Source organism: Bacteroides ilei (genome assembly GCF_900128495.1).
GTDB classification, from domain to species: domain Bacteria; phylum Bacteroidota; class Bacteroidia; order Bacteroidales; family Bacteroidaceae; genus Phocaeicola; species Phocaeicola ilei.
The window spans coordinates 320,100-342,303 of sequence record NZ_LT635801.1 but is presented as its reverse complement, the minus strand read 5'-3'; the positions used below and the strand labels follow the sequence as shown (position 1 = coordinate 342,303).

At 46.9% G+C, this 22,204-nt stretch carries 22 protein-coding genes; 4 read left to right on the top strand and 18 right to left on the bottom strand.

Annotated elements, in window-relative coordinates; all coding sequences use genetic code 11:
- Window positions 1-3: 3 nt before the first annotated feature.
- From ispF to BQ7489_RS01445, 3 genes are read right to left on the bottom strand one after another with little or no spacing between them, the layout of a single operon-like run.
- On the bottom strand, window positions 4-483 hold the full coding sequence (ispF, locus tag BQ7489_RS01455; RefSeq protein WP_072529746.1) for a 2-C-methyl-D-erythritol 2,4-cyclodiphosphate synthase: 480 nt from the start codon (window positions 481-483) through the stop codon (window positions 4-6).
- Window positions 480-1,097 carry a fumarylacetoacetate hydrolase family protein gene (locus BQ7489_RS01450; RefSeq protein ID WP_072529745.1) on the bottom strand — a complete coding sequence of 206 codons (618 nt, stop codon included), beginning with the start codon at window positions 1,095-1,097 and terminating at the stop codon, window positions 480-482. Before BQ7489_RS01450 ends, ispF begins: the two co-directional genes overlap by 4 nt.
- A gap of 4 nt (window positions 1,098-1,101) precedes the next feature.
- Window positions 1,102-1,755 carry a redox-sensing transcriptional repressor Rex gene (locus BQ7489_RS01445; protein WP_072529744.1) on the bottom strand — a complete coding sequence of 218 codons (654 nt, stop codon included), beginning with the start codon at window positions 1,753-1,755 and terminating at the stop codon, window positions 1,102-1,104.
- Window positions 1,756-1,868: 113 nt separating this feature from the next.
- Between BQ7489_RS01445 and BQ7489_RS01440 the strand changes: the two genes are divergently transcribed.
- Complete coding sequence (locus tag BQ7489_RS01440) at window positions 1,869-2,207, top strand: translation initiation factor (RefSeq protein ID WP_072529743.1); 339 nt, start codon at window positions 1,869-1,871, stop codon at window positions 2,205-2,207.
- A gap of 67 nt (window positions 2,208-2,274) precedes the next feature.
- Here BQ7489_RS01440 and tsf read toward each other — a convergent pair whose 3' ends face one another.
- The 8 genes from tsf to purB form a co-directional block, all read right to left on the bottom strand.
- A complete protein-coding gene (gene tsf, locus BQ7489_RS01435; RefSeq protein WP_072529742.1) occupies window positions 2,275-3,267 on the bottom strand; it encodes a translation elongation factor Ts in 993 nt (330 codons plus the stop codon).
- A 134-nt stretch (window positions 3,268-3,401) separates the two neighbouring features.
- A complete protein-coding gene (gene rpsB, locus BQ7489_RS01430) occupies window positions 3,402-4,238 on the bottom strand; it encodes a 30S ribosomal protein S2 (RefSeq protein ID WP_072529741.1) in 837 nt (278 codons plus the stop codon).
- Between the two features lie 187 nt (window positions 4,239-4,425).
- Window positions 4,426-4,812 carry a 30S ribosomal protein S9 gene (gene rpsI / locus BQ7489_RS01425; RefSeq protein WP_072529740.1) on the bottom strand — a complete coding sequence of 129 codons (387 nt, stop codon included), beginning with the start codon at window positions 4,810-4,812 and terminating at the stop codon, window positions 4,426-4,428.
- A gap of 6 nt (window positions 4,813-4,818) precedes the next feature.
- Window positions 4,819-5,280: a 50S ribosomal protein L13 gene (gene rplM / locus BQ7489_RS01420; RefSeq protein WP_072529739.1), complete on the bottom strand. Its 462-nt coding sequence runs from the start codon at window positions 5,278-5,280 to the stop codon at window positions 4,819-4,821.
- Window positions 5,281-5,583: 303 nt separating this feature from the next.
- Window positions 5,584-6,075, bottom strand: coding sequence for a DUF4488 domain-containing protein (locus BQ7489_RS01415; protein ID WP_072529738.1), 492 nt, complete (start codon window positions 6,073-6,075; stop codon window positions 5,584-5,586).
- A gap of 201 nt (window positions 6,076-6,276) precedes the next feature.
- Window positions 6,277-7,680, bottom strand: coding sequence for an asparagine--tRNA ligase (gene asnS, locus BQ7489_RS01410; RefSeq protein WP_072531971.1), 1,404 nt, complete (start codon window positions 7,678-7,680; stop codon window positions 6,277-6,279).
- A gap of 72 nt (window positions 7,681-7,752) precedes the next feature.
- Complete coding sequence (locus BQ7489_RS01405; RefSeq protein ID WP_072529737.1) at window positions 7,753-9,036, bottom strand: pseudouridine synthase; 1,284 nt, start codon at window positions 9,034-9,036, stop codon at window positions 7,753-7,755.
- A gap of 78 nt (window positions 9,037-9,114) precedes the next feature.
- On the bottom strand, window positions 9,115-10,461 hold the full coding sequence (purB, locus tag BQ7489_RS01400) for an adenylosuccinate lyase (protein ID WP_072531970.1): 1,347 nt from the start codon (window positions 10,459-10,461) through the stop codon (window positions 9,115-9,117).
- 169 nt (window positions 10,462-10,630) lie between these two features.
- Here purB and BQ7489_RS01395 point away from each other — a divergent pair, with 169 nt between their 5' ends.
- Together BQ7489_RS01395 and BQ7489_RS01390 are read left to right on the top strand one after the other, a co-directional pair.
- On the top strand, window positions 10,631-10,807 hold the full coding sequence (locus BQ7489_RS01395; RefSeq protein WP_072529736.1) for a DUF4250 domain-containing protein: 177 nt from the start codon (window positions 10,631-10,633) through the stop codon (window positions 10,805-10,807).
- A gap of 78 nt (window positions 10,808-10,885) precedes the next feature.
- Window positions 10,886-12,910: a protein-disulfide reductase DsbD family protein gene (locus BQ7489_RS01390; RefSeq protein ID WP_072529735.1), complete on the top strand. Its 2,025-nt coding sequence runs from the start codon at window positions 10,886-10,888 to the stop codon at window positions 12,908-12,910.
- 86 nt (window positions 12,911-12,996) lie between these two features.
- On the opposite strand, the gene BQ7489_RS01385 is transcribed toward BQ7489_RS01390, so the two are convergent.
- Genes BQ7489_RS01385 through dut form a run of 4 tightly spaced genes read right to left on the bottom strand, consistent with a single transcriptional unit; the run spans window position 12,997 to window position 17,415 of the window.
- Window positions 12,997-14,319, bottom strand: a complete 1,323-nt coding sequence (locus tag BQ7489_RS01385; protein WP_072529734.1) for a murein hydrolase activator EnvC family protein — start codon at window positions 14,317-14,319, stop codon at window positions 12,997-12,999.
- Window positions 14,316-15,152: a lipoprotein insertase outer membrane protein LolB1 gene (locus tag BQ7489_RS01380; protein WP_072529733.1), complete on the bottom strand. Its 837-nt coding sequence runs from the start codon at window positions 15,150-15,152 to the stop codon at window positions 14,316-14,318. Before BQ7489_RS01380 ends, BQ7489_RS01385 begins: the two co-directional genes overlap by 4 nt.
- Window positions 15,149-16,945 carry a tetratricopeptide repeat protein gene (locus tag BQ7489_RS01375; RefSeq protein WP_072529732.1) on the bottom strand — a complete coding sequence of 599 codons (1,797 nt, stop codon included), beginning with the start codon at window positions 16,943-16,945 and terminating at the stop codon, window positions 15,149-15,151. Before BQ7489_RS01375 ends, BQ7489_RS01380 begins: the two co-directional genes overlap by 4 nt.
- Window positions 16,946-16,980: 35 nt before the next feature.
- Window positions 16,981-17,415: a dUTP diphosphatase gene (dut, locus tag BQ7489_RS01370; protein ID WP_072531969.1), complete on the bottom strand. Its 435-nt coding sequence runs from the start codon at window positions 17,413-17,415 to the stop codon at window positions 16,981-16,983.
- 121 nt (window positions 17,416-17,536) lie between these two features.
- Here dut and BQ7489_RS01365 point away from each other — a divergent pair, with 121 nt between their 5' ends.
- On the top strand, window positions 17,537-18,868 hold the full coding sequence (locus BQ7489_RS01365) for a deoxyguanosinetriphosphate triphosphohydrolase (RefSeq protein WP_072529731.1): 1,332 nt from the start codon (window positions 17,537-17,539) through the stop codon (window positions 18,866-18,868).
- 66 nt (window positions 18,869-18,934) lie between these two features.
- Here BQ7489_RS01365 and BQ7489_RS01360 read toward each other — a convergent pair whose 3' ends face one another.
- The 3 genes from BQ7489_RS01360 to BQ7489_RS01350 form a co-directional block, all read right to left on the bottom strand.
- The gene (locus tag BQ7489_RS01360; RefSeq protein ID WP_072529730.1) at window positions 18,935-19,918 is read right to left on the bottom strand and encodes a glycine N(alpha)-acyltransferase GlsB; all 984 of its coding nucleotides are present in this window, start codon (window positions 19,916-19,918) and stop codon (window positions 18,935-18,937) included.
- A gap of 22 nt (window positions 19,919-19,940) precedes the next feature.
- A complete protein-coding gene (locus BQ7489_RS01355; RefSeq protein WP_072529729.1) occupies window positions 19,941-20,759 on the bottom strand; it encodes a lyso-glycine lipid O-acyltransferase GlsA in 819 nt (272 codons plus the stop codon).
- Window positions 20,760-20,915: 156 nt separating this feature from the next.
- Entirely contained in the window at window positions 20,916-22,175 is a 1,260-nt protein-coding gene (locus tag BQ7489_RS01350; protein ID WP_072529728.1) for a lipase family protein, read from the bottom strand.
- Between the last annotated feature and the right edge of the window lie 29 nt (window positions 22,176-22,204).

Genomic DNA, 22,204 nt, shown 5'->3' with positions numbered 1-22,204 from the left:
CTGTCATTCCTTTTCTATCAATACGGTAGCATAGGCCGAAATACCCTCTTCACGCCCGGTAAAGCCCAGCTTTTCGGTTGTTGTAGCCTTGATGGAAACATCATCGGGATCAATACCCATCACCTTTGCCAGTACCTCCTGCATATGGGGAATATGTGCCTTGAGCTTCGGACGCTCGGCACATACCGTAGCATCGATATTACCTACACGATAACCTTTCCCCGCTATCAGGGCGATTGTCCTGGACAGCAGAATCTTACTGTCAATATCCTTGAACTCCCCGGAATTGTCCGGAAAATGATAACCGATGTCACGCATATTGGCGGCACCCAGCAACGCATCACAGATGGCATGAATCAGCACGTCGGCATCCGAATGGCCCAACAAGCCCAACTCATGCTCCAGTTTGATACCTCCAAGCCATAGTTCACGCCCGGGTACCAGGCGATGCACATCGAATCCGAATCCTACACGTATCTTCATCTTATATAGAAATCAAGAACCTTTTCACTTTCCAGATAACCCTCCAGATGGTTGCCGATATGTACCGGACCTACTCCTGCCGGCGTACCCGTATAAAGAAGATCGCCTATCTTCAATGTACAGAACTGACTTACATACGCAATGATCTGGTCAACCTTGAAGAGCATGTCACATGTATTGCCCCGCTGTACGGTCTTGCCGTCAATGTCCAGATGAAAATTGATGTTCTGGATATTCAGAAAACGTTCTACGGGAATCCAGTCGCCCACTGCCGCCGAATTATCAAACCCTTTGCAAAGCTCCCAAGGCTTACCTTCGGCACGAAACTTACGCTGCAGGTCGCGGGCTGTAAAATCAATGCCTACAGTTACCGCATCATAATAACGGTGTGCAAACCGTTCGGCAATATTTTTTCCCAAACGGCTGATGCGCACCACCAGTTCGGTCTCGTAATCAACCTGTTCACAGAAATCGGGAATGAAGAACGGTTTGCTGTCCTTCAGCAAGGCTGAATCCGGTTTCATAAAAATCACCGGTGATTCAGGAAGCGGTTCATTGGCATGCAACTCCTTGCAATGCAGAGGATAGTTCATGCCGATAGCTATAATCTTCATGGAATTATTTCTTTAAAGTTTCATTCAGACGGTTGAACATCACTGCCAGATGAGCATACAGGGAAGTATTCTGTACGACAATATGTTCCGGCACACGGATACGGAACGGAGTAAAGTTCCATACAGCCTTTATCCCGCCTTCCACCATCTTGCCGGTAATTTCCTGGGCGATATTGATAGGTACTGTCAGCACACCGATATTGACTTTGTCCTGCTTCATCCGTTCTTCAAATTCATCGGTATGATAGATGGGAATGCCGTTGATAGAGGTCCCTACCAGTGCCGGATTGATATCGAAAGCCCCCACTATCTTCAGACCGAAATGAGACAAACCGGAATCACGCAGTAAAGCTGCTCCCAAACTTCCCACTCCGAACAGATAAGCCTTATGGATATTGGTAAATCCCAAAAAATCCTCCAGAACATTGATAAGTAATTCTATTTCATAACCGACCCTCGTACGTCCTGCGATATTTACATACGATAAATCCTTGGCTATCTGGGATGCGTCAATATTTATCTCTTTGGAAATTTGGGTGGAAGAGACATACTTCTCCCCTTTCTCTCTCAACAGTTTTGCATTTGAAAGATACCAAGGGAGTCTACGCAGTGTAGGCTCCGGAATTTTATCCGTGCTTTTACGTGTACGTGTCGTCATTGTTACATTCCTATAATCGGTTCTGGTATCGCAAATTTAGTTTATTTATTTGTAACCCTCGCACATATAAACTAAAAATCTGTCTATCTTTGGGCAGATTAAAACTTATTCACATGAAAAATAATGATTGGAAAGACCGTCTGAACGTAGTATACTCAACAAATCCCGACTTCCGGTATGAGACAACCGGAGAAGAAGAAACAATAACTCCCGATAGGGACCGGCAACAGTTGCGCGTCTCCATAGAAAAAAAAGGCAGAGGTGGAAAAACCGTTACACTGGTAACCGGATTTACGGGTAACAGTGAAGACCTGAAGGAACTGGGAAAAATGCTGAAAAGCAAATGCGGTGTAGGCGGATCGGTAAAAGACGGAGAAATACTTATACAAGGGGATTTCAAACAGCGTGTCATCGAGCTTCTGAAAGCGGAAGGATATACACGCACCCGATAAGGGAATAAAAAATCACAGCAGGAAATATGTTCCTGCTGTGATGTATATCGGAATATCCTGGGGGATATTATTCTGCACGTAAAGTAAAACGTTTGAACTCTGTAATAGCCAGTTCAGGATCGGCGGCTTTCAATACATCTGCCACTGTCTTCTTCGGATCCATGATGCTTTCCTGGTTCAACAGACAAACTTCTTTCAAGAATTTGCCCAGACGACCCTTAGCAATATTTTCAATCATAGCCTGAGGCAGGTTTGCAGCTTTTTCTGCAGCAACAGTAGCTTTGATTTCCTTAGCCTTGGCAACATCTTCAGCAGTGATCCAGCCCTTAGCCATATTGCTTTCCATATGTTCTTCGCTGTCTACATGAGCAGGATTGATACCGGCTTTCTTCAAAGCGGCATCAACAGCCTTCTGAATCTGTTCTGCTTTAGTCTTTTCAACAGCTACATTGATTTCTTCCTGTTTTACTGCTTCAGGAACACCAGCCTCATCAATAGCCATCGGGTTCATAGCTGCAATCTGCATACAGATTTCATGAGCAACCTGTGCATCACAAACTTTATTGAAAGCGACGATTGTACAAAGCTGATTCTTGTTCATATGGTTATAAACAGCAGTGCAGGCACCAGAAACGAAGTTGTATCCATCCAGTTCAGTCTTTTCACCGGTAATACCGCTACGTTCAACGATAGCGTCCTGAATAGTACCCTTGCCCATCGGCAGAGCCTTCACTTCATCCAGAGTCTTACATTTATTTTCGATAGCAGCATCCAGGATAGCCTGAGTCAAAGCAACGAAATCTGCATTCTTAGCAACGAAGTCTGTTTCACATTTCAAGGCAATCATTGCCGCATAGTCGCCAGTTGATTTTGCCAGTACACAACCTTCTGAAGTTTCACGGTCAGAACGTTTTGCCGCAACAGCCTGTCCTTTTTTACGGATAATTTCCACTGCCTTGTCGAAATCGCCTTCTGATTCTGTCAAAGCGTTCTTGCAGTCCATCATACCAGCTCCGGTCATCTTACGGAGTTTGGTGATATCAGCCATACTTACAGCCATAGTAATTCCTTTTTTATTTATACGTTAATAAAATAATTCTATATAAAGCAAATTGAGAGTTGAGAATGGAGAGTTGAGAATTGCTGTATGTAGTAACTCTCAACCTTCAACCCTCAACTCTCAATTATATAATATTAAGCTTCTTCGTCTTTACCCATGAAAGCGGCAGCCTTTGATGCATTGATAGCTTCTTCTTCTGCCTTATCCATACGAGCCTTGGTAGTTCTCTTCTTAGAAGACTTAGGTGCGTTTTCACCTGCTGCTTCCATATCTACCTTTTCAGCCTTTCTTTCTTCCAGACCTTCAGCCATAGCAGCGCAACAAGCATCCAGGATTACTTCTACAGATTTTGTAGCGTCATCGTTAGCCGGAATAACGTAGTCGATAGTTGAAGGATCAGAATTTGTATCAACGATAGCGAATACAGGGATACCCAAACGGTTAGCTTCACGTACTGCAATGTTTTCTTTCAGAACGTCAACAACAAACAGTGCAGAAGGCAGACGGGTCAAATCGGCGATAGAACCAAGGTTCTTTTCCAGTTTGGCACGCTGACGTGAAATCTGAAGGATTTCTCTCTTTGACAGGTTTGAGTAAGTACCATCGTTAGTCAGTTTGTCGATAGTAGCCATTTTCTTGACAGCCTTACGGATTGTCGGGAAGTTAGTCAGCATACCACCCGGCCAGCGCTCGATTACATAAGGCATGTTTACAGAAGCAGCTTTCTCAGCTACAATCTGTTTAGCTTGTTTCTTAGTAGCAACGAACAGGACTTTCTTTCCTGATTTTGCAATCTGCTTCAAAGCTTCAGCAGCTTCTTCTACTTTTACAACGGTCTTGTTCAAATCGATGATATGGATACCGTTGCGTTCCATGAAAATATAAGGAGCCATTGCAGGGTTCCACTTTCTCTTAAGGTGTCCGAAGTGGCAACCGGCTTCCAATAATGTATCAAAATTTACTCTTGACATTTTCTTAAATCTTTAAATCGTTTACTTTCTTTTTTGTTAATTGAACCAACTGTCTGGTAGTCTCTCCGCAAATCGCTGTAGGGAAAATCCAAACAGTTTAGATACTAAACGCTTTTTTAGTTGAGAGTTGAACAGTGAAAGTTGAAATAAATTAAGCAACTTGTCCGATCCAACATTCCACCAACTCTTAACGTTTACTGAACTGGAATCTACGACGTGCTTTCGGACGACCCGGTTTCTTACGTTCTACAGAACGTGAGTCACGTGTCATGAAGCCTTCTGCACGAAGTGTCTTCTTGTCTTCAGGATTGATCTTAACCAAAGCACGGGCGATAGCCAGACGCAGAGCCTGAGACTGGCCGGTGAAACCGCCACCGTTCAGGTTAACTTTGATATCATATTTTTCAGCAACTTCCAGCTTGTTCAGAGGCTGCTTAACTACATACTGCAGAATTGATGATGGAAAGTACTGTGCAAGGTCTCTCTTGTTGATAGTAATCTTTCCTGTACCTTCTTTTACGAAAACGCGGGCTACAGCGCTTTTACGTCTTCCTAATGCATTTACTACTTCCATTCTCTATTATTTAAGTGTGTTAATATCTATTACTTTCGGAGTCTGAGCTTCATGTTTGTGTTCAGAACCTGCATACACATACAGATTACCCAGCAACTTCGCTCCCAGACGATTCTTCGGAAGCATGCCTTTCACTACTCTTTTCATCAGTTTTTCAGCACCGTTCGGTTTTGCCAGAATAGCAGCCGGAGTAATTTCACGCTGACCGCCCGGATAACCGGTATAACTCAGGTAAATCTTGTCGGTCATTTTCTTACCTGTAAATTTCACTTTGTCTGCATTGATGATGATAACGTTATCACCGCAGTCTACATGAGGAGTAAAGTTCGGTTTGTACTTACCTCTCAACAGTTTCGCAACTTTAGCACCGAGACGGCCTACGACCTGATCGGTAGCATCAACTACGACCCATTCTTTGTTCGCAGTTTCCTTGTTTGCAGAAATGGTCTTGTAACTTAAAGTATCCACTCTTAAATCTTTTTTAAAATGTTAACTACTAAAAAACAATTTTCCTAAGACCTATCCTTCCCGGACAAGAAGAATAAAGCCCTCAGAATTAAAAATTTATCACTAGTTGATAATAATCGGCTTGCAAAGGTACGGCTTTTCTCCAAACTGACAAAGATTTTAAGCTTTTTTTTCTCCTTATAAGCGGTTGATTTATCCGGTTTTACCTGCCCTGCAAATAAAAGGAGGATGTAACGCCGGTATCAAAAATCCTGCGTTACATCCCCATTCCGTCTGCCATCACCACATTACCGCGGTACCTTGCTACCTGATTATATTTTCAGGATATGTAGTAGGCATCTCTACCTTCTTCCATATTTCATGGTTCCAGGAATTGATTTCATTCCCATTTATATCGTTCTTCAGGAAATACTTGATATACATCAGTGTCCCATTCTCCTCCAATTCGAAATGCAGGTCATTTTTCTGACCGTCCAACTGAGGCAGATGGATGTTCTTCTCTACGTATTCGGTATATACATCCGATGATGTAAGCTTATAAGTCCCGGTACCGATGATGATAGCCCCCTGAGGCATCATGACCAGATTACAGAAACGGCCGTCTTCCGTAAGTATCTTCAAGGAATTGCTGGTCTTCAGTTCACCCGGAACATCCGGCGATACAGAACGATAAAAGCACATCTGCCATACTCCACTTAACGTTACCGGAGTCTTTTCCTTGACTTCCTGAGCCAGGGAAACGCCCAACGACATCAATATCGAAGCCGCCAATAAAAGGAAATACCGTGATTTCATAATAACGCAATAATTAAATGGTTAACGATTGAAACAAAAATACAAAAATTTATTAATAATCCATTAATTTTCAGCCGATAAATTCATTTTTTAAAACATATTTTCCACCATCTATCCGACCGTTTTTCATCTCCGCCACAACAAAAAAGTCCTTCCCGGAATACCGGAAAGGACTTTCATATGCCAATATGGATCGATTCTTTAGAATTCGGCGTTGCGTGGAGTACGTGGGAACGGGATCACGTCACGGATATTCGACATACCTGTCACAAACAGCAGCAGACGTTCGAAGCCGAGACCGAACCCGGAATGAGGACAACTTCCGTACTTACGGGTATCCAGATACCACCACATATCCTTCATAGGAATATTCAATTCCTTGATGCGGTTCAACAGCTTGTCATAGTTCTCTTCACGTTCGGAACCGCCGATGATTTCACCGATTTTCGGGAACAGTACATCCATGGCGCGTACAGTCTTGCCGTCTTCATTCTGCTTCATATAGAAAGCCTTGATTTCTTTCGGATAGTCGGTCAGGATTACCGGACGTTTGAAATGTTCCTCAACCAGATAACGTTCATGTTCCGATGCCAGGTCGACTCCCCAATATACAGGGAATTCAAACTTATGGCCTTTCGCTACGGCATCTTCCAGAATCTTGATACCTTCGGTATACGGCAGGCGAACGAATGATTCCTTCAACACTCCCTGCAGACGTTCGATCAATCCCTTGTCGAACATGTCATTCAGGAATTTCACGTCATCATAACAGTTGTCGAGAGCCCACTGTACACAATATTTAATAAACTCTTCGGCCAAATCCATGTTGTCATTGATATCATTGAACGCCACTTCCGGCTCAATCATCCAGAACTCGGCCAGATGACGCGGAGTATTCGAATTCTCTGCACGGAATGTAGGTCCGAAAGTATAGATGGCACCCAATGCCGTTGCTGCCAGCTCACCCTCCAGCTGCCCTGAAACGGTCAGACTGGTCTGTTTGCCGAAGAAGTCATTATCGTAAATGATAGAACCTTTCTCATCTTTTTTCAGGTCATAAAGGTTCATGGTAGTAACCTGGAACATCTGTCCGGCACCTTCACAGTCGGAAGCGGTAATCAACGGAGTATGGAAATAGAAGAAGCCACGCTCGTGGAAAAACTTGTGGATGGCTATCGCCATATTATGCCGGATACGGAACACCGCGCCGAATGTATTGGTACGCGGACGCAGGTGAGCAATCTCACGCAGAAACTCCATGGAATGTCCCTTTTTCTGCAACGGATAGGTATTGTCACAAACTCCCAACACTTCTATTTCACGAGCCTGTATTTCGGCTGCCTGACCGGCACCGACCGACTTTACCAGTTCCCCGTTTACACTCAAACACGCACCGGTTGTAATCTGCTTCAACATTTCCTCGTCGAAGTTGGCCAAATCAACTACAATCTGCACATTATTTATAGTAGAACCGTCATTCAAGGCTATAAAGTTAACCTGTTTGCTACCACGGCGGGTACGCACCCAACCTTTAACATTGACCATAGCGCCAAAATCCTCGCGTTTCAGCAGGTCAACAATTTTTGTTCTGCGGATTGTTTCCATCATATTTCGTTTTTATGTATTTGGATACGTATGAGGGCAGACCTGGAAGCCTGCCCTTATACATTATATATATTATTCAAAAGACCCCATACGGAGCATATTCACTTCTTTTTCTGTCAGATAACGCCAGTCACCACGACGGAGCCCCTTTTTGGTAAGACCGGCAAAATAAACACGGTCAAGCTTGATCACCCGATAACCCAGCGATTCGAAGATACGGCGGACAATACGGTTCTTTCCGGAGTGGATCTCAATACCCACCTGCGACTTGTCTGTCTCGGAAGCATAGCTTACGGCATCGGCATGGATTTCACCGTCGTCCAAGGTAATTCCGGATACAATCTGATCCAAATCGGCCTTCGTCACATTCTTGTCACAGAACACATGATAAATCTTCTTCTTCAGGAACTTCGGATGTGTCAGCTTGGAAGCCAGATCACCGTCATTCGTCAGCAGCAACACACCGGTTGTATTACGGTCCAGACGTCCTACCGGATAGATACGTTCCTTGCAGGCATCCTTCACATAATCCATCACGGTCTTGCGTTCCTGAGGATCATCCGAGGTCGTCACACAATCCTTCGGCTTGTTGAGCAGGACATAGACCTTACGCTCTATACTTACCGGCTGATCATGAAACTTAACCTCATCCGAGCGTTTCACCTTGGTTCCCAGTTCAGTAACAACCTGCCCGTTGACTGAAATCACACCGGCAGTAATGAATTCATCAGCTTCACGGCGGGAGCAGATTCCGGCATTGGCCAGGAACTTGTTCAAACGGATCGGTTCATTCGGATCAGTAAGTACATCCTTATACTCGATCTGCTTCTTCATGCTATACTTGGCATTCGGATTATAATCGGACGTACGCTGACGGAAACCGCCTTGCGGACGGCCATAACCGCCTTGCCCTCCATTGTTGAACCGAGGACGCTGTTGGCGGAAACCGCCTTCACCGTTGTTATTATTATAACGTGGACGGAAGCTCCGCTGTTCGCCCTCTTCACCGTTATTGTTGTTATAACGCGGAGTATACGGACGCTGCGGACGACCGCCGTTATTATTTCTGTTTCCATAAGGACGCGGACGGCTTTCGTTCCGGTCATTGTTATTGAAACGCGGACGATAGCCACGCTGTTCACTACCCTCACCGTTATTGTTGAAACGGGGATTATAGGAACGTTGCGGACGGGCACCTCCCTCACTGTTCGAATTGAAACGCGGACGGCGTCCATATCCGCTACCATTTTCATTGCGGTTGTATTTGTTATAACCTTCTCTGTTGTAAGACTTGTAACCGTCACGGCTAGATTGGCTGTTTTCGCCCTCTTGTCTGTTTTCTCTTTCTGTCATAATTGCTTTCTGTTTATTGATTAATACTTTACCCTCTCGGGCGTTTTATATACACTTGACTTTTCCGGAACAGGCCGTCAATTACATACCCGTATAGTTATGCGGTGTAATTGCACGTAATTCCTTCTTGATATCCTCACTCACATCCAGAGTCTCGATAAAGTCCTTGATTGACGCTTCGGTTATAGCCTGGTTAGTACGTGTCAAAGCCTTCAGAGCTTCATACGGATGCGGATAAGCCTCACGGCGGAGAATGGTCTGGATGGCTTCAGCCACTACACTCCAGCAGTTGTCAAGGTCCTCATAGATCTTGTGTTCATTCAGCAGAAGTTTGCCTAACCCTTTCAATGAACTCTGGATGGCAATGACTGTATGTCCGAACGGAACACCGATATTACGCAGTACAGTCGAGTCGGTCAGGTCACGCTGCAAACGTGATATAGGTAACTTGGCCGACAAGTGGCTGAATATCGCATTAGCCATACCCAGGTTGCCTTCGGCATTCTCGAAGTCAATCGGATTGACCTTATGAGGCATGGCACTCGAACCCACTTCCCCGGCTTTGATTTTCTGCTTGAAATATTCCATGGAAATATATTGCCAGAAGTCACGGTTCATGTCAATCATGATTGTATTGATACGTTTCATTGCATCGAATATCGCACCCAGATTGTCATAGTTCGAAATCTGTGTCGTATATTCCTCACGTTCCAAGCCCAGTTTCTCTGATACGAACTTGTTTCCGAATGCTTTCCAATCAAATTCAGGATAGGCTACATGGTGTGCGTTGTAGTTACCCGTAGCCCCACCGAACTTGGCCGTGATAGGACATGCTTTCAAGACTGCCAGCTGGCGGTTCAGACGGTATACAAATACCATAATCTCCTTTCCAAGACGGGTAGGCGAAGCCGGCTGTCCGTGAGTCTTGGCCAGCATAGGAATATCTTTCCATTCCTCGGCATAGGCAGCCAGACGGTCAATCAGCTGCTGGAGCTGCGGATAATAGACCTCGTTCAAGGCATCCTTCACCGACAAAGGCACGGAAGTATTGTTGATATCCTGTGAAGTCAGTCCGAAGTGAATGAACTCCTTATAAGGTTCCAGACCGCCCAACCGGTCAAACTGTTCCTTGATAAAATACTCTACAGCCTTGACATCATGATTGGTCACACTTTCTATCTCCTTGATACGCTGTGCGTCAGCTTCCGAAAAGTTACGGTAGATGTCACGCAATGATTCGAAACGTGAAGCGTCCAGGCTTTTCAACTGCGGCAAAGGCAATTCACACAAAGTAATGAAATATTCAATCTCCACACGCACACGGTATTTCATCAGTGCGTATTCAGAAAAATAAGCAGCCAAAGCTCCCGCTTTGCCTCTATATCTGCCATCGATCGGCGATACAGCTGTGAGTAAATCAAGCTCCATCATATTTTATACGGTTTATCTAGATAATGTTCATTAAATGAGTGTGCAAAGTTAATGTTTTTTCCTCAGTTTGCAGGACTTATAAAGAAAAGTTTAGTATTTATTTCATAATAAATCTGTAACTTTGCACAGATTTTTATAACATATCCTTTTTTAAATTTTACATCATATGGAATTACCTAAAGGCCCGATGATTCTGTTCAGTTTCATAAACACCCGGCTACGCGATGTTTACCCCTCACTGGACGCCTTGTGCAATGACATGCACGTCAATAAGGAAGAGATTGTCAACACATTGAAAACAGTAGGATTCGAATACAACCCCGAACAGAACAAGTTCTGGTAAGACAGCCTGTTCCGGCAACGTGAAACCGATCACTAACCGTAAAAACAAACAATAAACCTTTTTATCATTTCTTACACAATGGCAAAGAAACATTTATTAAGTGTGCTATTCATGGCACTCCTATGCCTGCCGATGCTGGCACAAATCCAGTCACCGGTACAATTCAAGGCTGAATGGAAAAAAATTTCGGCCAATGAAGCCGAAATCGTTTTCAGCGGAACCATTGCAGACGGATGGCATGTCTATTCAACAGACCTGGGGGATGGAGGACCTACTTCGGCCACATTCAATACCGACCAGATGGAAGGTGCAGTACCCGACGGACCACTCAAACCGGTAGGGAAAGAAATCAACCAGATGGACCCTGTATTCGGCATGAAGGTCAGATTCTTCGAACACGCTGCCCAATTCGTACAAAAGATAAAGCTCACCGGCGGAAACTATAAGATCAGCGGATACCTGGAATATGGAGCCTGTAACGACGAGAACTGTCTTCCTCCTACCAGCGTAGACTTCTCATACAGCGGAACCGCACCGGCTGCCGCCTCTACAGACAAGACCGCTGCAGGCGCTACCGAAACCGCTCCGACCGAAGAGGCTGCTCCCGCCGATACAGCTACCGCAGCAACCGATTCCGTCGCACCGGCAGCTGCAGCAAGCCTGGATGGTACAACCGACTATTGGGCACCGGTCATCGACGAACTGAACAGTTTCGGCGAACAGAAAGGTGAAGACTCCCACTCCTGGATCTATATTTTCCTGACAGGTCTGGCCGGTGGTCTGCTGGCATTGTTCACACCTTGTGTATGGCCTATTATCCCGATGACTGTAAGCTTTTTCATGAAACGCTCCGACAACAAGAAAAAAGGATTACGCGACGCATGGACTTACGGTGCCTCCATCGTGGTCATCTACGTTGCATTGGGACTGATCATCACCGGTATATGGGGAGCAAACGCACTGAATTCATTGTCTACAAACGCCATATTCAATATCTTCTTCTGCCTGATGCTGGTGGTATTTGCAGCGTCGTTCTTCGGAGCTTTCGAAATCACCTTACCGTCCAAATGGAGCAATGCCATCGACAGCAAGGCTGAACAGACAACCGGACTGCTGAGTATCTTCCTGATGGCATTCACCCTGTCATTGGTTTCATTCTCATGTACAGGTCCTATCATCGGCTTCCTGCTGGTGGAGGTATCTTCTACCGGAAGCTATCTTGCACCTGCCATCGGTATGCTGGGCTTTGCCATCGCACTGGCGTTGCCGTTCACCTTATTCGCCATGTTCCCGTCATGGCTGAAATCCATGCCGAAATCAGGCGGCTGGATGAATGTCATCAAGGTTACGCTCGGTTTCATCGAACTGGCTTTTGCCCTGAAATTCCTGTCGGTTGCCGATCTGGCCTACGGATGGCGTATCCTCGACCGTGAAACATTCCTTGCCTTGTGGATCGTGATCTTCGGACTGCTGGGTGTATACCTGTTAGGAAAGATCAAATTCCCGCACGATGACGACAACAATAAAGTGGGTGTAGGGAGATTCTTCCTGGCCCTGTTCTCGCTGGCATTTGCAGTCTATATGATTCCGGGCCTCTGGGGTGCCCCGCTGAAGGCAATCAGCGCCTTTGCTCCTCCTATGCAGACCCAGGACTTCAACCTATATAAAAATGAGGTGCATGCCAAATTCAATGATTTCGACGCAGGTATGGAATATGCCCGCCAGAACGGCAAGCCGGTCATGATCGACTTTACCGGTTACGGATGTGTAAACTGCCGTAAAATGGAACTGGCCGTTTGGACAGACCCGAAAGTAAGCCAGATCCTGAACGACGACTATGTACTGATCACCCTGTATGTAGACGAAAAGACCAAACTGCCTGAACCGATCAAGATTATGGAAAACGGTACAGAACGCACGCTGCGTACCGTAGGCGACAAATGGAGCTACCTGCAACGGTCTAAGTTCGGAGCCAATGCACAGCCGTTCTATGTACTGATCGACAACGAAGGCAAACCGTTGAATACCTCTTATTCCTACGACGAGGATATCGACAAATACATAGAATTCCTGCAGACCGGTCTGGAGAATTATAAGAAATAAGACGGTCTTCACAATAAAAAATAACGGCTGCCCCATACAACCTGGGACAGCCGTTATTTTTTATGCTGTTCTCATATCATTCCCTGTCATCTTCCCAACCAGACTTCCGGATTCAGCTTCGCCGTTTCCTTACGGAGCTGGAAATGAAGTATCGTATTCCCGTCCTTGTCGGTATGGATCTGCCCTATCACATCACGCGTATTGACCTTACTGCCTTTCTTCACCAGAACCGACGACAGGTTGCAATACACCGAAATGTAACTTCCATGACGTATCAGGACATTGGCCAGACCGTTATACTGGAAAATGGCCGACACTTCACCGTCAAAGATGGCACGGGCCTGTGCTCCCGGCTTACCCTTGATATCCACACCTTTATTGTCCAGCCGTACATTCCGCAAACCTTCTACCTGGTATTGCCCGTAATGCCCTACTATCACGTAAGGACCGGTCACCGGAACAGGCAGACGGCCACGGTTCTGCTCGAATACACCCGACAAACGGCGGTCTTCCGAATCGACCCGATACGTCTCCACCTTCGAAACGGAACCTGTTTTTCCCTTGGAGGTCTCTTTTGCGGTACTTTCCTTACCGCCTTTTTTCCGGGCTTCCGCCTCGGCCAACTTACGGGCCTCCTCGGCCTTACGCCGGGCTTCTTCCTCCGCACGCTTACGGGCCTTCTCGACCTCGATCGCTATCAGACGGTCTATCTGAGCATTCAGCTTATCGGCCGAAGCTCTCTTCTTACGGATTTCATTCTGGATTCCACGCTGCTTCTTCTGCAAGGAAGCCAACAGTGTCTTACGCTCTTTCTCCTGCGCCTCCAGCTTTGACTTTTCCTCCTCGCCTTGCTGTAACAGCCTTTCCTTGGATTCCCGACTGGCCAGAAGCACTTTCTTTTTCTCTTCCACCTGCCGCTGCTTGCGCTGTACCTGAATTCCCTGCCGGCGCTGGAAGTCGGCATATTCCTGCACATAACGCATACGGCGGTACATCTGGCTCAGATTGTCGGCCGAAAAGATGAACATCAGCTTCTCCTGTACAGACTTGTTCTTATACATATAGGTAACCGACTTCTCATACTTGTTGCGTTTGTCGGCCAACTCTTTCTGCAATTCACGCAAATCCATCTGAACACGTTCTATCTCACGCTGGACAGTCTGCACATCAGCCTCGATAGTGGCAATATACTTCTTCCGTTCATCAATCTGCCCTGAAAGCAGAGCCAGATTATTCAACTGGCTCTTGACATCCTTCTTGGTAGACTGCAACAAGGTCTCCGATTCAGAAATCTGCTTCTGCAGTTCGGCATGCTGCTTCTCCAACTGGCGTATCTTGGGTGTACTCTGCGCATTCAGCGACAAAGCACAGCACACAAACACAGCGGTTAAAGCAATTATTTTCCTCATTGTTTTCCCAACATCTTTATGATATCTTCCATTCCGATCCGTGTGTATCGGGATGACACTTCCGTACGGGATTCCCATTCACCGTTGACCGACAGGCGCGAGAACTGCATATCCAGCTTCACCGGCTTGTCTACACCACCCACATCCAACTTCATCTGTCGGGGATACAGCTTATTGTCCAGTTCGGCGAAATCACTGTACTTCCAGTTCAGTACATAAGGTGTTCCCGATACCGCTATCGAACTCTCTTCCAGCAGTCCTTGTGCAGCCGATGTGCGGAACAGATAAGACAACGTACGTGCAGCCTTTACACGCAAAGTGGCATCGTCACCGTCCAGAGTAACATGGAAAGCATCCGCATCTTCCGGCGTCAGCCGGGTCCGGTCGGGCAGGAAAACTTCATTCAGGAACAAGGACTGCAGGATTGTATAATTCAGTTCCGTATGCGCCCAACGACTGACTTCATCAAACGAAAGCTGTACATAGCGTTTGTTCATACGGTCGAGCACCAGCAGTCCGTCGGGTGAAATCTCCAGACGCGCCACTTCAATACCCAACAGCGGAGCCACCAGCAACTGGATAGACTCTCCCCGCTTCAGGCGGAATGTAGCCGTCACCTTCATAGGTTTCTGCCCGCCCAGATCAAGATTCAGGGCCACCTTACCGTTCAATGATTTCCATTCCGGCGAAAGCTCTATGATCTTTTCTATATAAGCCTGTCCCGTAAGACCGCCTATCATGGGCTGCCTTTCCAGTTTCCGGGTCGATGAACAGGAGGCGACTACAAGCGCCACGATAGCTGGAAACACGTATCTCATTAATTTTCCGATCATTCAGCAATGTATTTTCGTTGTGCAATCTTTTGTTTCAAACGTTTGATTTCCTGCGGAGTAGGCTGTGAAGCGACATCATCTTCAGGTACCTCAATGGCATCGGCCTTTTTCCAGTATTCCACGGCCTTGTCCACTTCACCCAACTTGTAATAAATATCTCCGCAATGTTCCACAATTACCCGACTCGTATCACCGCCATTACGCAATGCCTGCTCAATGTAGATACGGGCCTCCGTATACCTGCCCTTTTCAAACAAGATCCAGGCATAGGTATCCAGGTAAGTGGAATTGTCGGGCTCGGCCTTTACCGTCTTGTAGCTCATCTCTTCCGCCTTGTCCAGATGGGTACGGTCCTGCGAAAGGAAATAGGCATAATTGTTCATCGTACCTATATTGTCCGGATTATAGACCAAAGAAGAATCGTATGCGGCATACGATTCGGCCGACATTCCCTTCTGGTGATAGATATCACCCAGAATAGCGTAGAAATCGGAAGCCACATGCTTGTCGCTCTTCTCATTGATCTGTTTCACACCTTTACCGAATACATCCAAAGCCTCATCAAGCTCGTCTTTCTGATAATGGGCCAGTCCCAGGTAATAATAGAATTCAAGCGCATCGGGGTTATAGACCAGGGCAGGTTTGGCAATCTCAATCACGTCGTCCAGCTTGTTGTCACGGATGGCATAACTCAACAGTTGCAGACGGGCGGGCTTGTTTTCCGGATCCAGATCCAGCACCTGTTCCAGTACCGGAACCGATTCTTTCTCCATATGCTTGGTTATCATATATTGTGCGCAGAGCATGGCCAAATCGGCATTCTGCTGCGGCTCCTTCAGGATATTACGGAACAAGGCTACTATCTGCGTACTGTCTTTCGTAGTCTGTTCCGACTGCAGAATCAGCTGTCTCATGATATTCATCTTGGTATCCGATTCCACGTTCCGGTTCAGAAGAATCGTATCCAGCTGCACGTGGTAAAGGCTGTCCTGTCCCGTCTTCTGGTAATAGGATGCCATGGAAAGCAGCGCCGGTGCATAGCCCGGTTCCTCTTTCAATATACGCTGGTACACATCATACGCCTCCTGCGGCTTCCCGTTCTCCAGGTAGACATCACCCAGGATAGTCCGGTAACGCATGTCGTAAGGATATTCTGCGGACAGACTGGCGATTTCAGTGAAAGCCTTTTCCGTATCTCCCAGATTCAGATACATCCGGAACTTCTCCATGCTGATCTGTTCCGACTTGCCGTCCAGCTCTTCCAGACGGTCCAAGGTATTGACCACCTGCTGGTAGCTCTTGGTCTGATTATACAGGTCGACCAGCGACATCAGCGGCTCCAGACGTATCGGGAAACGCTCAGCCATATCTTCATATACCGAAATGGCTTTCGGAAGTTCCCTTTTCGCCTCATAATAGGCTGCCAGTGTCTGCTTGTACCAGAAATTCGACTCGTCCGAACGGACCGCACGCTTCAACGCCTCTTCACCCTTCTTTTCCTGCCCCAGATACATGTAGAAACGTGATATTTCATACAGGGCCGCCGAAGATGAAGGATAGATATCCAGGCAATGGGTATACAGCGAATACGCCGCGTCATAGTCTCCCTTCTGCTTCATCCTCAACGCCTCCAGGAAAAAATAGTCGTATTTACGGCGCTGTTCGGGTGTAAGCGGATCCTTGTCTTCCGATGCCTCCGTACGTTTCCCTTCCGGTATCCTGCCCGAAGTTCCGCACGCCACCATCCCCGACAAAAGCATACACCCCAATAATATATAGAGAAGTTTTCTCATCCCGATTCAAAATATTAGTTCACACCTTGTATCCGTCACACAGTTCCGGTATGTCCGAAACCGCCGGCACCACGTTCTGTCTCATCCAGTATCTCCACTTCCGTCCACTCCGCCTTTTCATACCGCGCAATGACCATCTGTGCAATCCGTTCACCGTCTTCGACCACAAAATCTTCGGCCGAAAGATTGACCAGAATCACACCGATTTCACCACGGTAGTCGGCATCGATGGTTCCCGGTGTATTCAACAAAGTAATCCCTTTCTTCAACGCCAGGCCGCTGCGCGGACGGATCTGCGCCTCGTAACCGTCGGGCAAGGCAATATAAAGCCCCGTAGGTATCAGGCAACGCTGCAAGGGCTTCAGGGTGACAGGTGCATCCAGGTTCGCCCTCAGGTCCATTCCGGCCGAAAGCGGAGTCGCATATTGAGGTAAATCGTGTTTCGACTTATTGATAATTTGTACTTTCATAACATTGTTATTCTTATTAAGTTGCGAATTTACATATTTCACGGGATTTATAAACCTGTTTACCATTTTTTAAACGAATCTTTTATACATTTGCAAGAGGCAACCATGTAGCTAGAAACAAATGAACTGGAAACAACTGATCTCAAACAAACGCTTCGGACTGGAATCGTTCCATGAAACCAGAAAAGAGGACCGCACGGAGTTCCAACGTGACTATGACCGCCTGATATTTTCCGCACCTTTCCGCCGGCTGCAGAACAAGACCCAGGTATTTCCTCTTCCCGGAAGCATCTTCGTACACAACCGACTCACACACAGCCTTGAAGTGTCCTGCGTAGGACGCTCATTAGGTAATGAGATAGCCGCCGTACTGTTAAAACGGCACCCCGAACTGTCCGATACACATCTGTCTGAAATAGGGGCCATCGTCTCGGCGGCCTGCCTTGCCCACGACATGGGAAACCCGCCGTTCGGCCATTCCGGAGAAAAAGCCATAGGAACCTATTTTTCAGAAGGGAAAGGATTTAGGCTGAAAGGTCTGGTAAGTCCCGCCGAATGGGAAGACCTTACCCACTTTGAAGGAAATGCCAACGCTTTCCGCCTGCTGACCCACCAGTTCAAGGGACGGCGTCCGGGAGGTTTTGTCATGACCTACACTACCCTGGCTTCGATCGTGAAATACCCGTTCTCGTCCCGTCTGGCGGGGGAAAAGCAGAAATTCGGCTTTTTCCAACCCGAAGAGAAGGATTTCGAACGCATAGCCGAAGAACTGGGAATGATACGGCTCAACAAGGACGGAGAACCGGTAAAATATGTCCGCCACCCGCTGGTATACCTGGTAGAGGCCGCCGACGATATCTGTTACCAGATGATGGATATAGAAGACGCACACAAGCTGAAAATTCTCACTACCCAGGAAACCAAAGAGCTCTACAGCCGCTTCTTTACGGAAAAACGGCTGCAGCATATTGAAAACATCTGCCGGATGGTGACCGACACCAACGAACAGATTGCCTATCTGCGCACTTCCGCCATCGGAGTACTGGTCAAGGCATGCACCAAAGCCTTCGTGGAAAATGAAGAGCTGATTCTGGAAGGAAAATTCGAAGGGTCGCTCATCAAGCATATGGACCAGCCAGTTCTCGACGCCTACGAAAACTGCTCCAGGACCGCTTTCGGGAAAATATACTGTGCCAAAGACGTGCTTGACATAGAACTGGCCGGCTACCAGGTAATAACGACTCTTGTAGACCTGTTCATCGAAGCCGTACGGTACCCCGAGAAAGCCTATTCCAAACTGCTTATCAACCGCATGTCGAAACAATATGATGTCCAGGCACCTACGCTCTATGAAAAGGTACTGGCCGTACTCGATTATATCTCGGGAATGACCGATGTCTATGCCCTCGACCTCTACCGCAAGATCAACGGAAACAGTCTGCCTGCAGTATAGACATAAAAAACGTCCGGAATGGTTTCCGGACGCCTCTACTATGAAATAACAAGAAGAAATTGATTATCAGCACTTAGATACAACCGGATTAGCACCCGATGTGATGGTCAGCGCTTCCGGATGCTCCCTGATGAAGGATTCGATATGACGGATACGTTTTTCCTCCAGGATTTCATCCACAGCGATCAGGATTCCGGTTTCCTCTACGTCACCGAAACCGTCATTGATGGCCGTCCCGAACATACGCATCGTAGGAGACAACCCCATGTATGCGTTGACCAACGGCGGAATGTTGTATCCCAGTTTACGGACTTCCGTATTCAATACCTTGTAATCTTCCTTGAACGTATCGTTGCAGAACAACTTTTCAAGAACCGCCTGATCCGTTTCAATCTGCAACGGACACATCGGTGTAATCAGCCCGTCCTTGTCATGGAAATGTTTTCTCAGGAAAAACAGGATCATATCACGTCCGAAACGGTTATAGCTGGGATACATGGTCATCTTCCCGAAGAAATACTTCACATTCGGCTTGATGACGGTAAGCGCGCCCAGACCATCCCACAAATTATCCAGTGCAAACAGTCCCTTGGAACCACGGCGGGTAGACTGATATTCCAATGTCACGAAAGAACGTCCCAGTTCAATGGTCGTAGGAAGATATTCCTTCAGGAACTTTTCCGAAAAATCAAACATATGGGCGGTAGCCAGAATCGGTTTTCCATGTTCGTCAAACTCCACTTCATCGCCCAACAAGTACCGATATCCTCCCAAGATTTCCTCTGCTTCCGGGTTCCATACCACCAACTGCTGATAAGGATGCTCCATCAAATCATACTCGTCCAGGTCTATTGACTTGCCTGTACCACCTCCCGCAGCACGGAAAGCGATTTCACGCAAACGGCCTATTTCCTTCAACACATTAGGAGCGTTCTTCCAGTCAACGATATAAATTTCATTGTTGCTTTTGTTGGTCATCCTCAAACGCCGTTCGGGAGTCAGTTCCGATTTCAACAAAGCTCTGTCAATTGGTGCAATAATATCTTCCATATCAGTTATTTAATCTTCATTACTACAGTTTATAAACCACCTCACGCACATATTCAGCCCACTCGGCCGGTGTCTTTGAGCGGTCGAAAGTCTGCCATGGAATAGGTTTGCCAATCGTTACCCGGAATGTTTTGTGACGGTTCTTGTACATTTCATCCGCAAGATAAAGCATCGCAATGTTGAACTTGATGCCAAAAAACTTGCAGAGATTGGCCAGATTATAGAAAAAATTAGAATTCCTCCCTTCGAAATGGATAGGGACAACCCAACGTTCCGTCTCCACACTTTTGGTCACAAATGTCTTCTTCCACTCCAGATCCTTGATTTCGCCATGCTGTCTGCGGGAACAGAGTCCGGCCGGAAACATGATGATATGGTCATCCGAACGGAACCCGGCCTCAACCATTTTCGGGAAGTCGCGCGACTGTGATCCGGTCTTGTTGATAGGTATACACAACGGTGCCAGTCCATGCAGATTCATCAAAAGGTCGTTTACCAGATATTTGATCTTACCGTTGTAATGCTTGCCCAGAAGGTATCCGAGGGCAACGCCGTCTTGTCCACCCAAAGGATGATTGGATACAAAAGTGCACAGGCCCTTATCGGGAAGATTCTCTATACCATGTACATCCAGCTTGACGTCCAGATACTCCATACAGACCTCAAGAAAATCCACTCCCGTCTTGTCGGCCGCACTTTTCAGGAATCCGTTGATTTCTTCCTGATGGACGATACGCTTCAGGTAAGAGACGATAAAACGTGGAATATGCTTCGCCTTATTCCCCGCCTTCTCCTTCAAAATTTTGTCTATATCTATTAAAAATATCGGACTGTTAGCCATTCTTCACTTTTGCAGTTTTCTTTGCAAATGTAACGTATCTTTTGATAATTTGCTCTTTTACACCAGAAAAATATACAAACAGGACAAAAAAAGTTACCGAATCCACAGCGGTACTGACAAATCTGCACACAGATTGTAATAAGTGTGCAAACGCAATCAGGCTTCCGGCTTGAACAACGGACCGAACAGGTCCCATAGCCCCATATAACGCAACATGAATTCAACCCCTCCCAGTACATGGCCGGGCATGGTCAGATCCGTCAAGGTCGAAGAAGGCCATATCTGACGGATGTTTTCCACATTCGAATAAGGAACAAAGTCATCCTGGGGCGAATGATAGAGGGAAATCGGAGTCTGCGGCTTGACCGAAGCATTCACCAACGAATTTTTCCGCAAAGCTTCCACTATAGCGGCTACATCTGCATTACCGTTGAATGACGGCGGTGCAAAGAAATCCGGATGAAGTACCCGGGTTATATCCGTACCAAGCGCATCATGCCATTCCGACAAGGGCCGGGTAGAGAACATCTCGTTCAATCCGTTGTCGATAACCTCCGGAGCATACAGGTTCTCATCCTTTACATCCAACTGCTCCCCATAGGCCATGCCACGTATCAGATAAGGTGCATATCCAGAACGGGCATAAGGCAAGGAACTGCCTGCCGTGGAAGTAAATGTCTCCAGTATATTTTCCAGGTCATAGACTCCACCCCCGGCATACACCCCACGGATACATCCGGCCAGGCCACGGCTCTCCAGCTCCAACAAGGTAGCGACTGTCGCCTGTCCTCCCTGCGAATAACCCAACAGCTCAATGTCATCGTCCGATTCGGCAACCGACTTATATGCCAGATATTCCCGGGCAGCCTCAATCATATCGGCACAGGCCGTTCCCGTCAGCCTCGCATGCAGATAAGGATGCTGGCGGTCGGGTGTCTGACTGGAACCATACCCCAGATAATCGGCCATAACGACCACATGTCCGGATACGACAGGCATCATCTCATAATAGAAAAGCTGTTTCGAGGGAGCTTCCTCCATATCGAGCGTACCGTGCTGGATACTCAAAAGATGGTCGTAGGAAACAGTCCCTCCAGGCATGGCAACCACCCCCGATGCCGTAACCGGATTCCCGTCTGCTCCGGTAGTCGTGTACTCGATGGCAGCCACATCCACGTCACATAGCAGGACACTCAGGAAAGCTTCAGGGATGTCAATTCCCTGGGAAGCCGCAAAACCGACCAATTGGGAGGCAATTTCCTCCTTGTCGAAATGCCTTTCGGCAAGGATACCGCTCAGGTAACGGTCTCCGGCAAGCGGATTTTCCGACGGCGTTTCATCATTGCTACAGGCTGCCAGAAAGAAAAGCAGCAACAAGACCAGCCATTTCCCGGCCAGGACAATACATCTGTTCATCTGTTTAGGTTATTTCGGTTATTTATGCT

Excerpts from the sequence above, each read along its gene's own strand:
- BQ7489_RS01415 (WP_072529738.1), bottom strand. The coding sequence starts at position 6,075 with ATGAAATCACGGTATTTCCTTTTATTGGCGGCTTCGATATTGATGTCG.
- BQ7489_RS01450 (WP_072529745.1), bottom strand. The coding sequence starts at position 1,097 with ATGAAGATTATAGCTATCGGCATGAACTATCCTCTGCATTGCAAGGAG.
- BQ7489_RS01445 (WP_072529744.1), bottom strand. The coding sequence starts at position 1,755 with ATGACGACACGTACACGTAAAAGCACGGATAAAATTCCGGAGCCTACA.
- BQ7489_RS01385 (WP_072529734.1), bottom strand. The coding sequence starts at position 14,319 with ATGAGGAAAATAATTGCTTTAACCGCTGTGTTTGTGTGCTGTGCTTTG.
- dut (WP_072531969.1), bottom strand. The coding sequence starts at position 17,415 with ATGAAAGTACAAATTATCAATAAGTCGAAACACGATTTACCTCAATAT.
- BQ7489_RS01395 (WP_072529736.1), top strand. The coding sequence starts at position 10,631 with ATGGAATTACCTAAAGGCCCGATGATTCTGTTCAGTTTCATAAACACC.
- rpsB (WP_072529741.1), bottom strand. The coding sequence starts at position 4,238 with ATGTCAAGAGTAAATTTTGATACATTATTGGAAGCCGGTTGCCACTTC.
- BQ7489_RS01355 (WP_072529729.1), bottom strand. The coding sequence starts at position 20,759 with ATGGCTAACAGTCCGATATTTTTAATAGATATAGACAAAATTTTGAAG.
- BQ7489_RS01380 (WP_072529733.1), bottom strand. The coding sequence starts at position 15,152 with ATGATCGGAAAATTAATGAGATACGTGTTTCCAGCTATCGTGGCGCTT.
- BQ7489_RS01360 (WP_072529730.1), bottom strand. The coding sequence starts at position 19,918 with ATGGAAGATATTATTGCACCAATTGACAGAGCTTTGTTGAAATCGGAA.
- tsf (WP_072529742.1), bottom strand. The coding sequence starts at position 3,267 with ATGGCTGTAAGTATGGCTGATATCACCAAACTCCGTAAGATGACCGGA.
- asnS (WP_072531971.1), bottom strand. The coding sequence starts at position 7,680 with ATGGAAACAATCCGCAGAACAAAAATTGTTGACCTGCTGAAACGCGAG.
- BQ7489_RS01365 (WP_072529731.1), top strand. The coding sequence starts at position 17,537 with ATGAACTGGAAACAACTGATCTCAAACAAACGCTTCGGACTGGAATCG.
- BQ7489_RS01350 (WP_072529728.1), bottom strand. The coding sequence starts at position 22,175 with ATGAACAGATGTATTGTCCTGGCCGGGAAATGGCTGGTCTTGTTGCTG.
- BQ7489_RS01375 (WP_072529732.1), bottom strand. The coding sequence starts at position 16,945 with ATGAGAAAACTTCTCTATATATTATTGGGGTGTATGCTTTTGTCGGGG.
- BQ7489_RS01390 (WP_072529735.1), top strand. The coding sequence starts at position 10,886 with ATGGCAAAGAAACATTTATTAAGTGTGCTATTCATGGCACTCCTATGC.
- rpsI (WP_072529740.1), bottom strand. The coding sequence starts at position 4,812 with ATGGAAGTAGTAAATGCATTAGGAAGACGTAAAAGCGCTGTAGCCCGC.
- ispF (WP_072529746.1), bottom strand. The coding sequence starts at position 483 with ATGAAGATACGTGTAGGATTCGGATTCGATGTGCATCGCCTGGTACCC.
- BQ7489_RS01440 (WP_072529743.1), top strand. The coding sequence starts at position 1,869 with ATGAAAAATAATGATTGGAAAGACCGTCTGAACGTAGTATACTCAACA.
- purB (WP_072531970.1), bottom strand. The coding sequence starts at position 10,461 with ATGGAGCTTGATTTACTCACAGCTGTATCGCCGATCGATGGCAGATAT.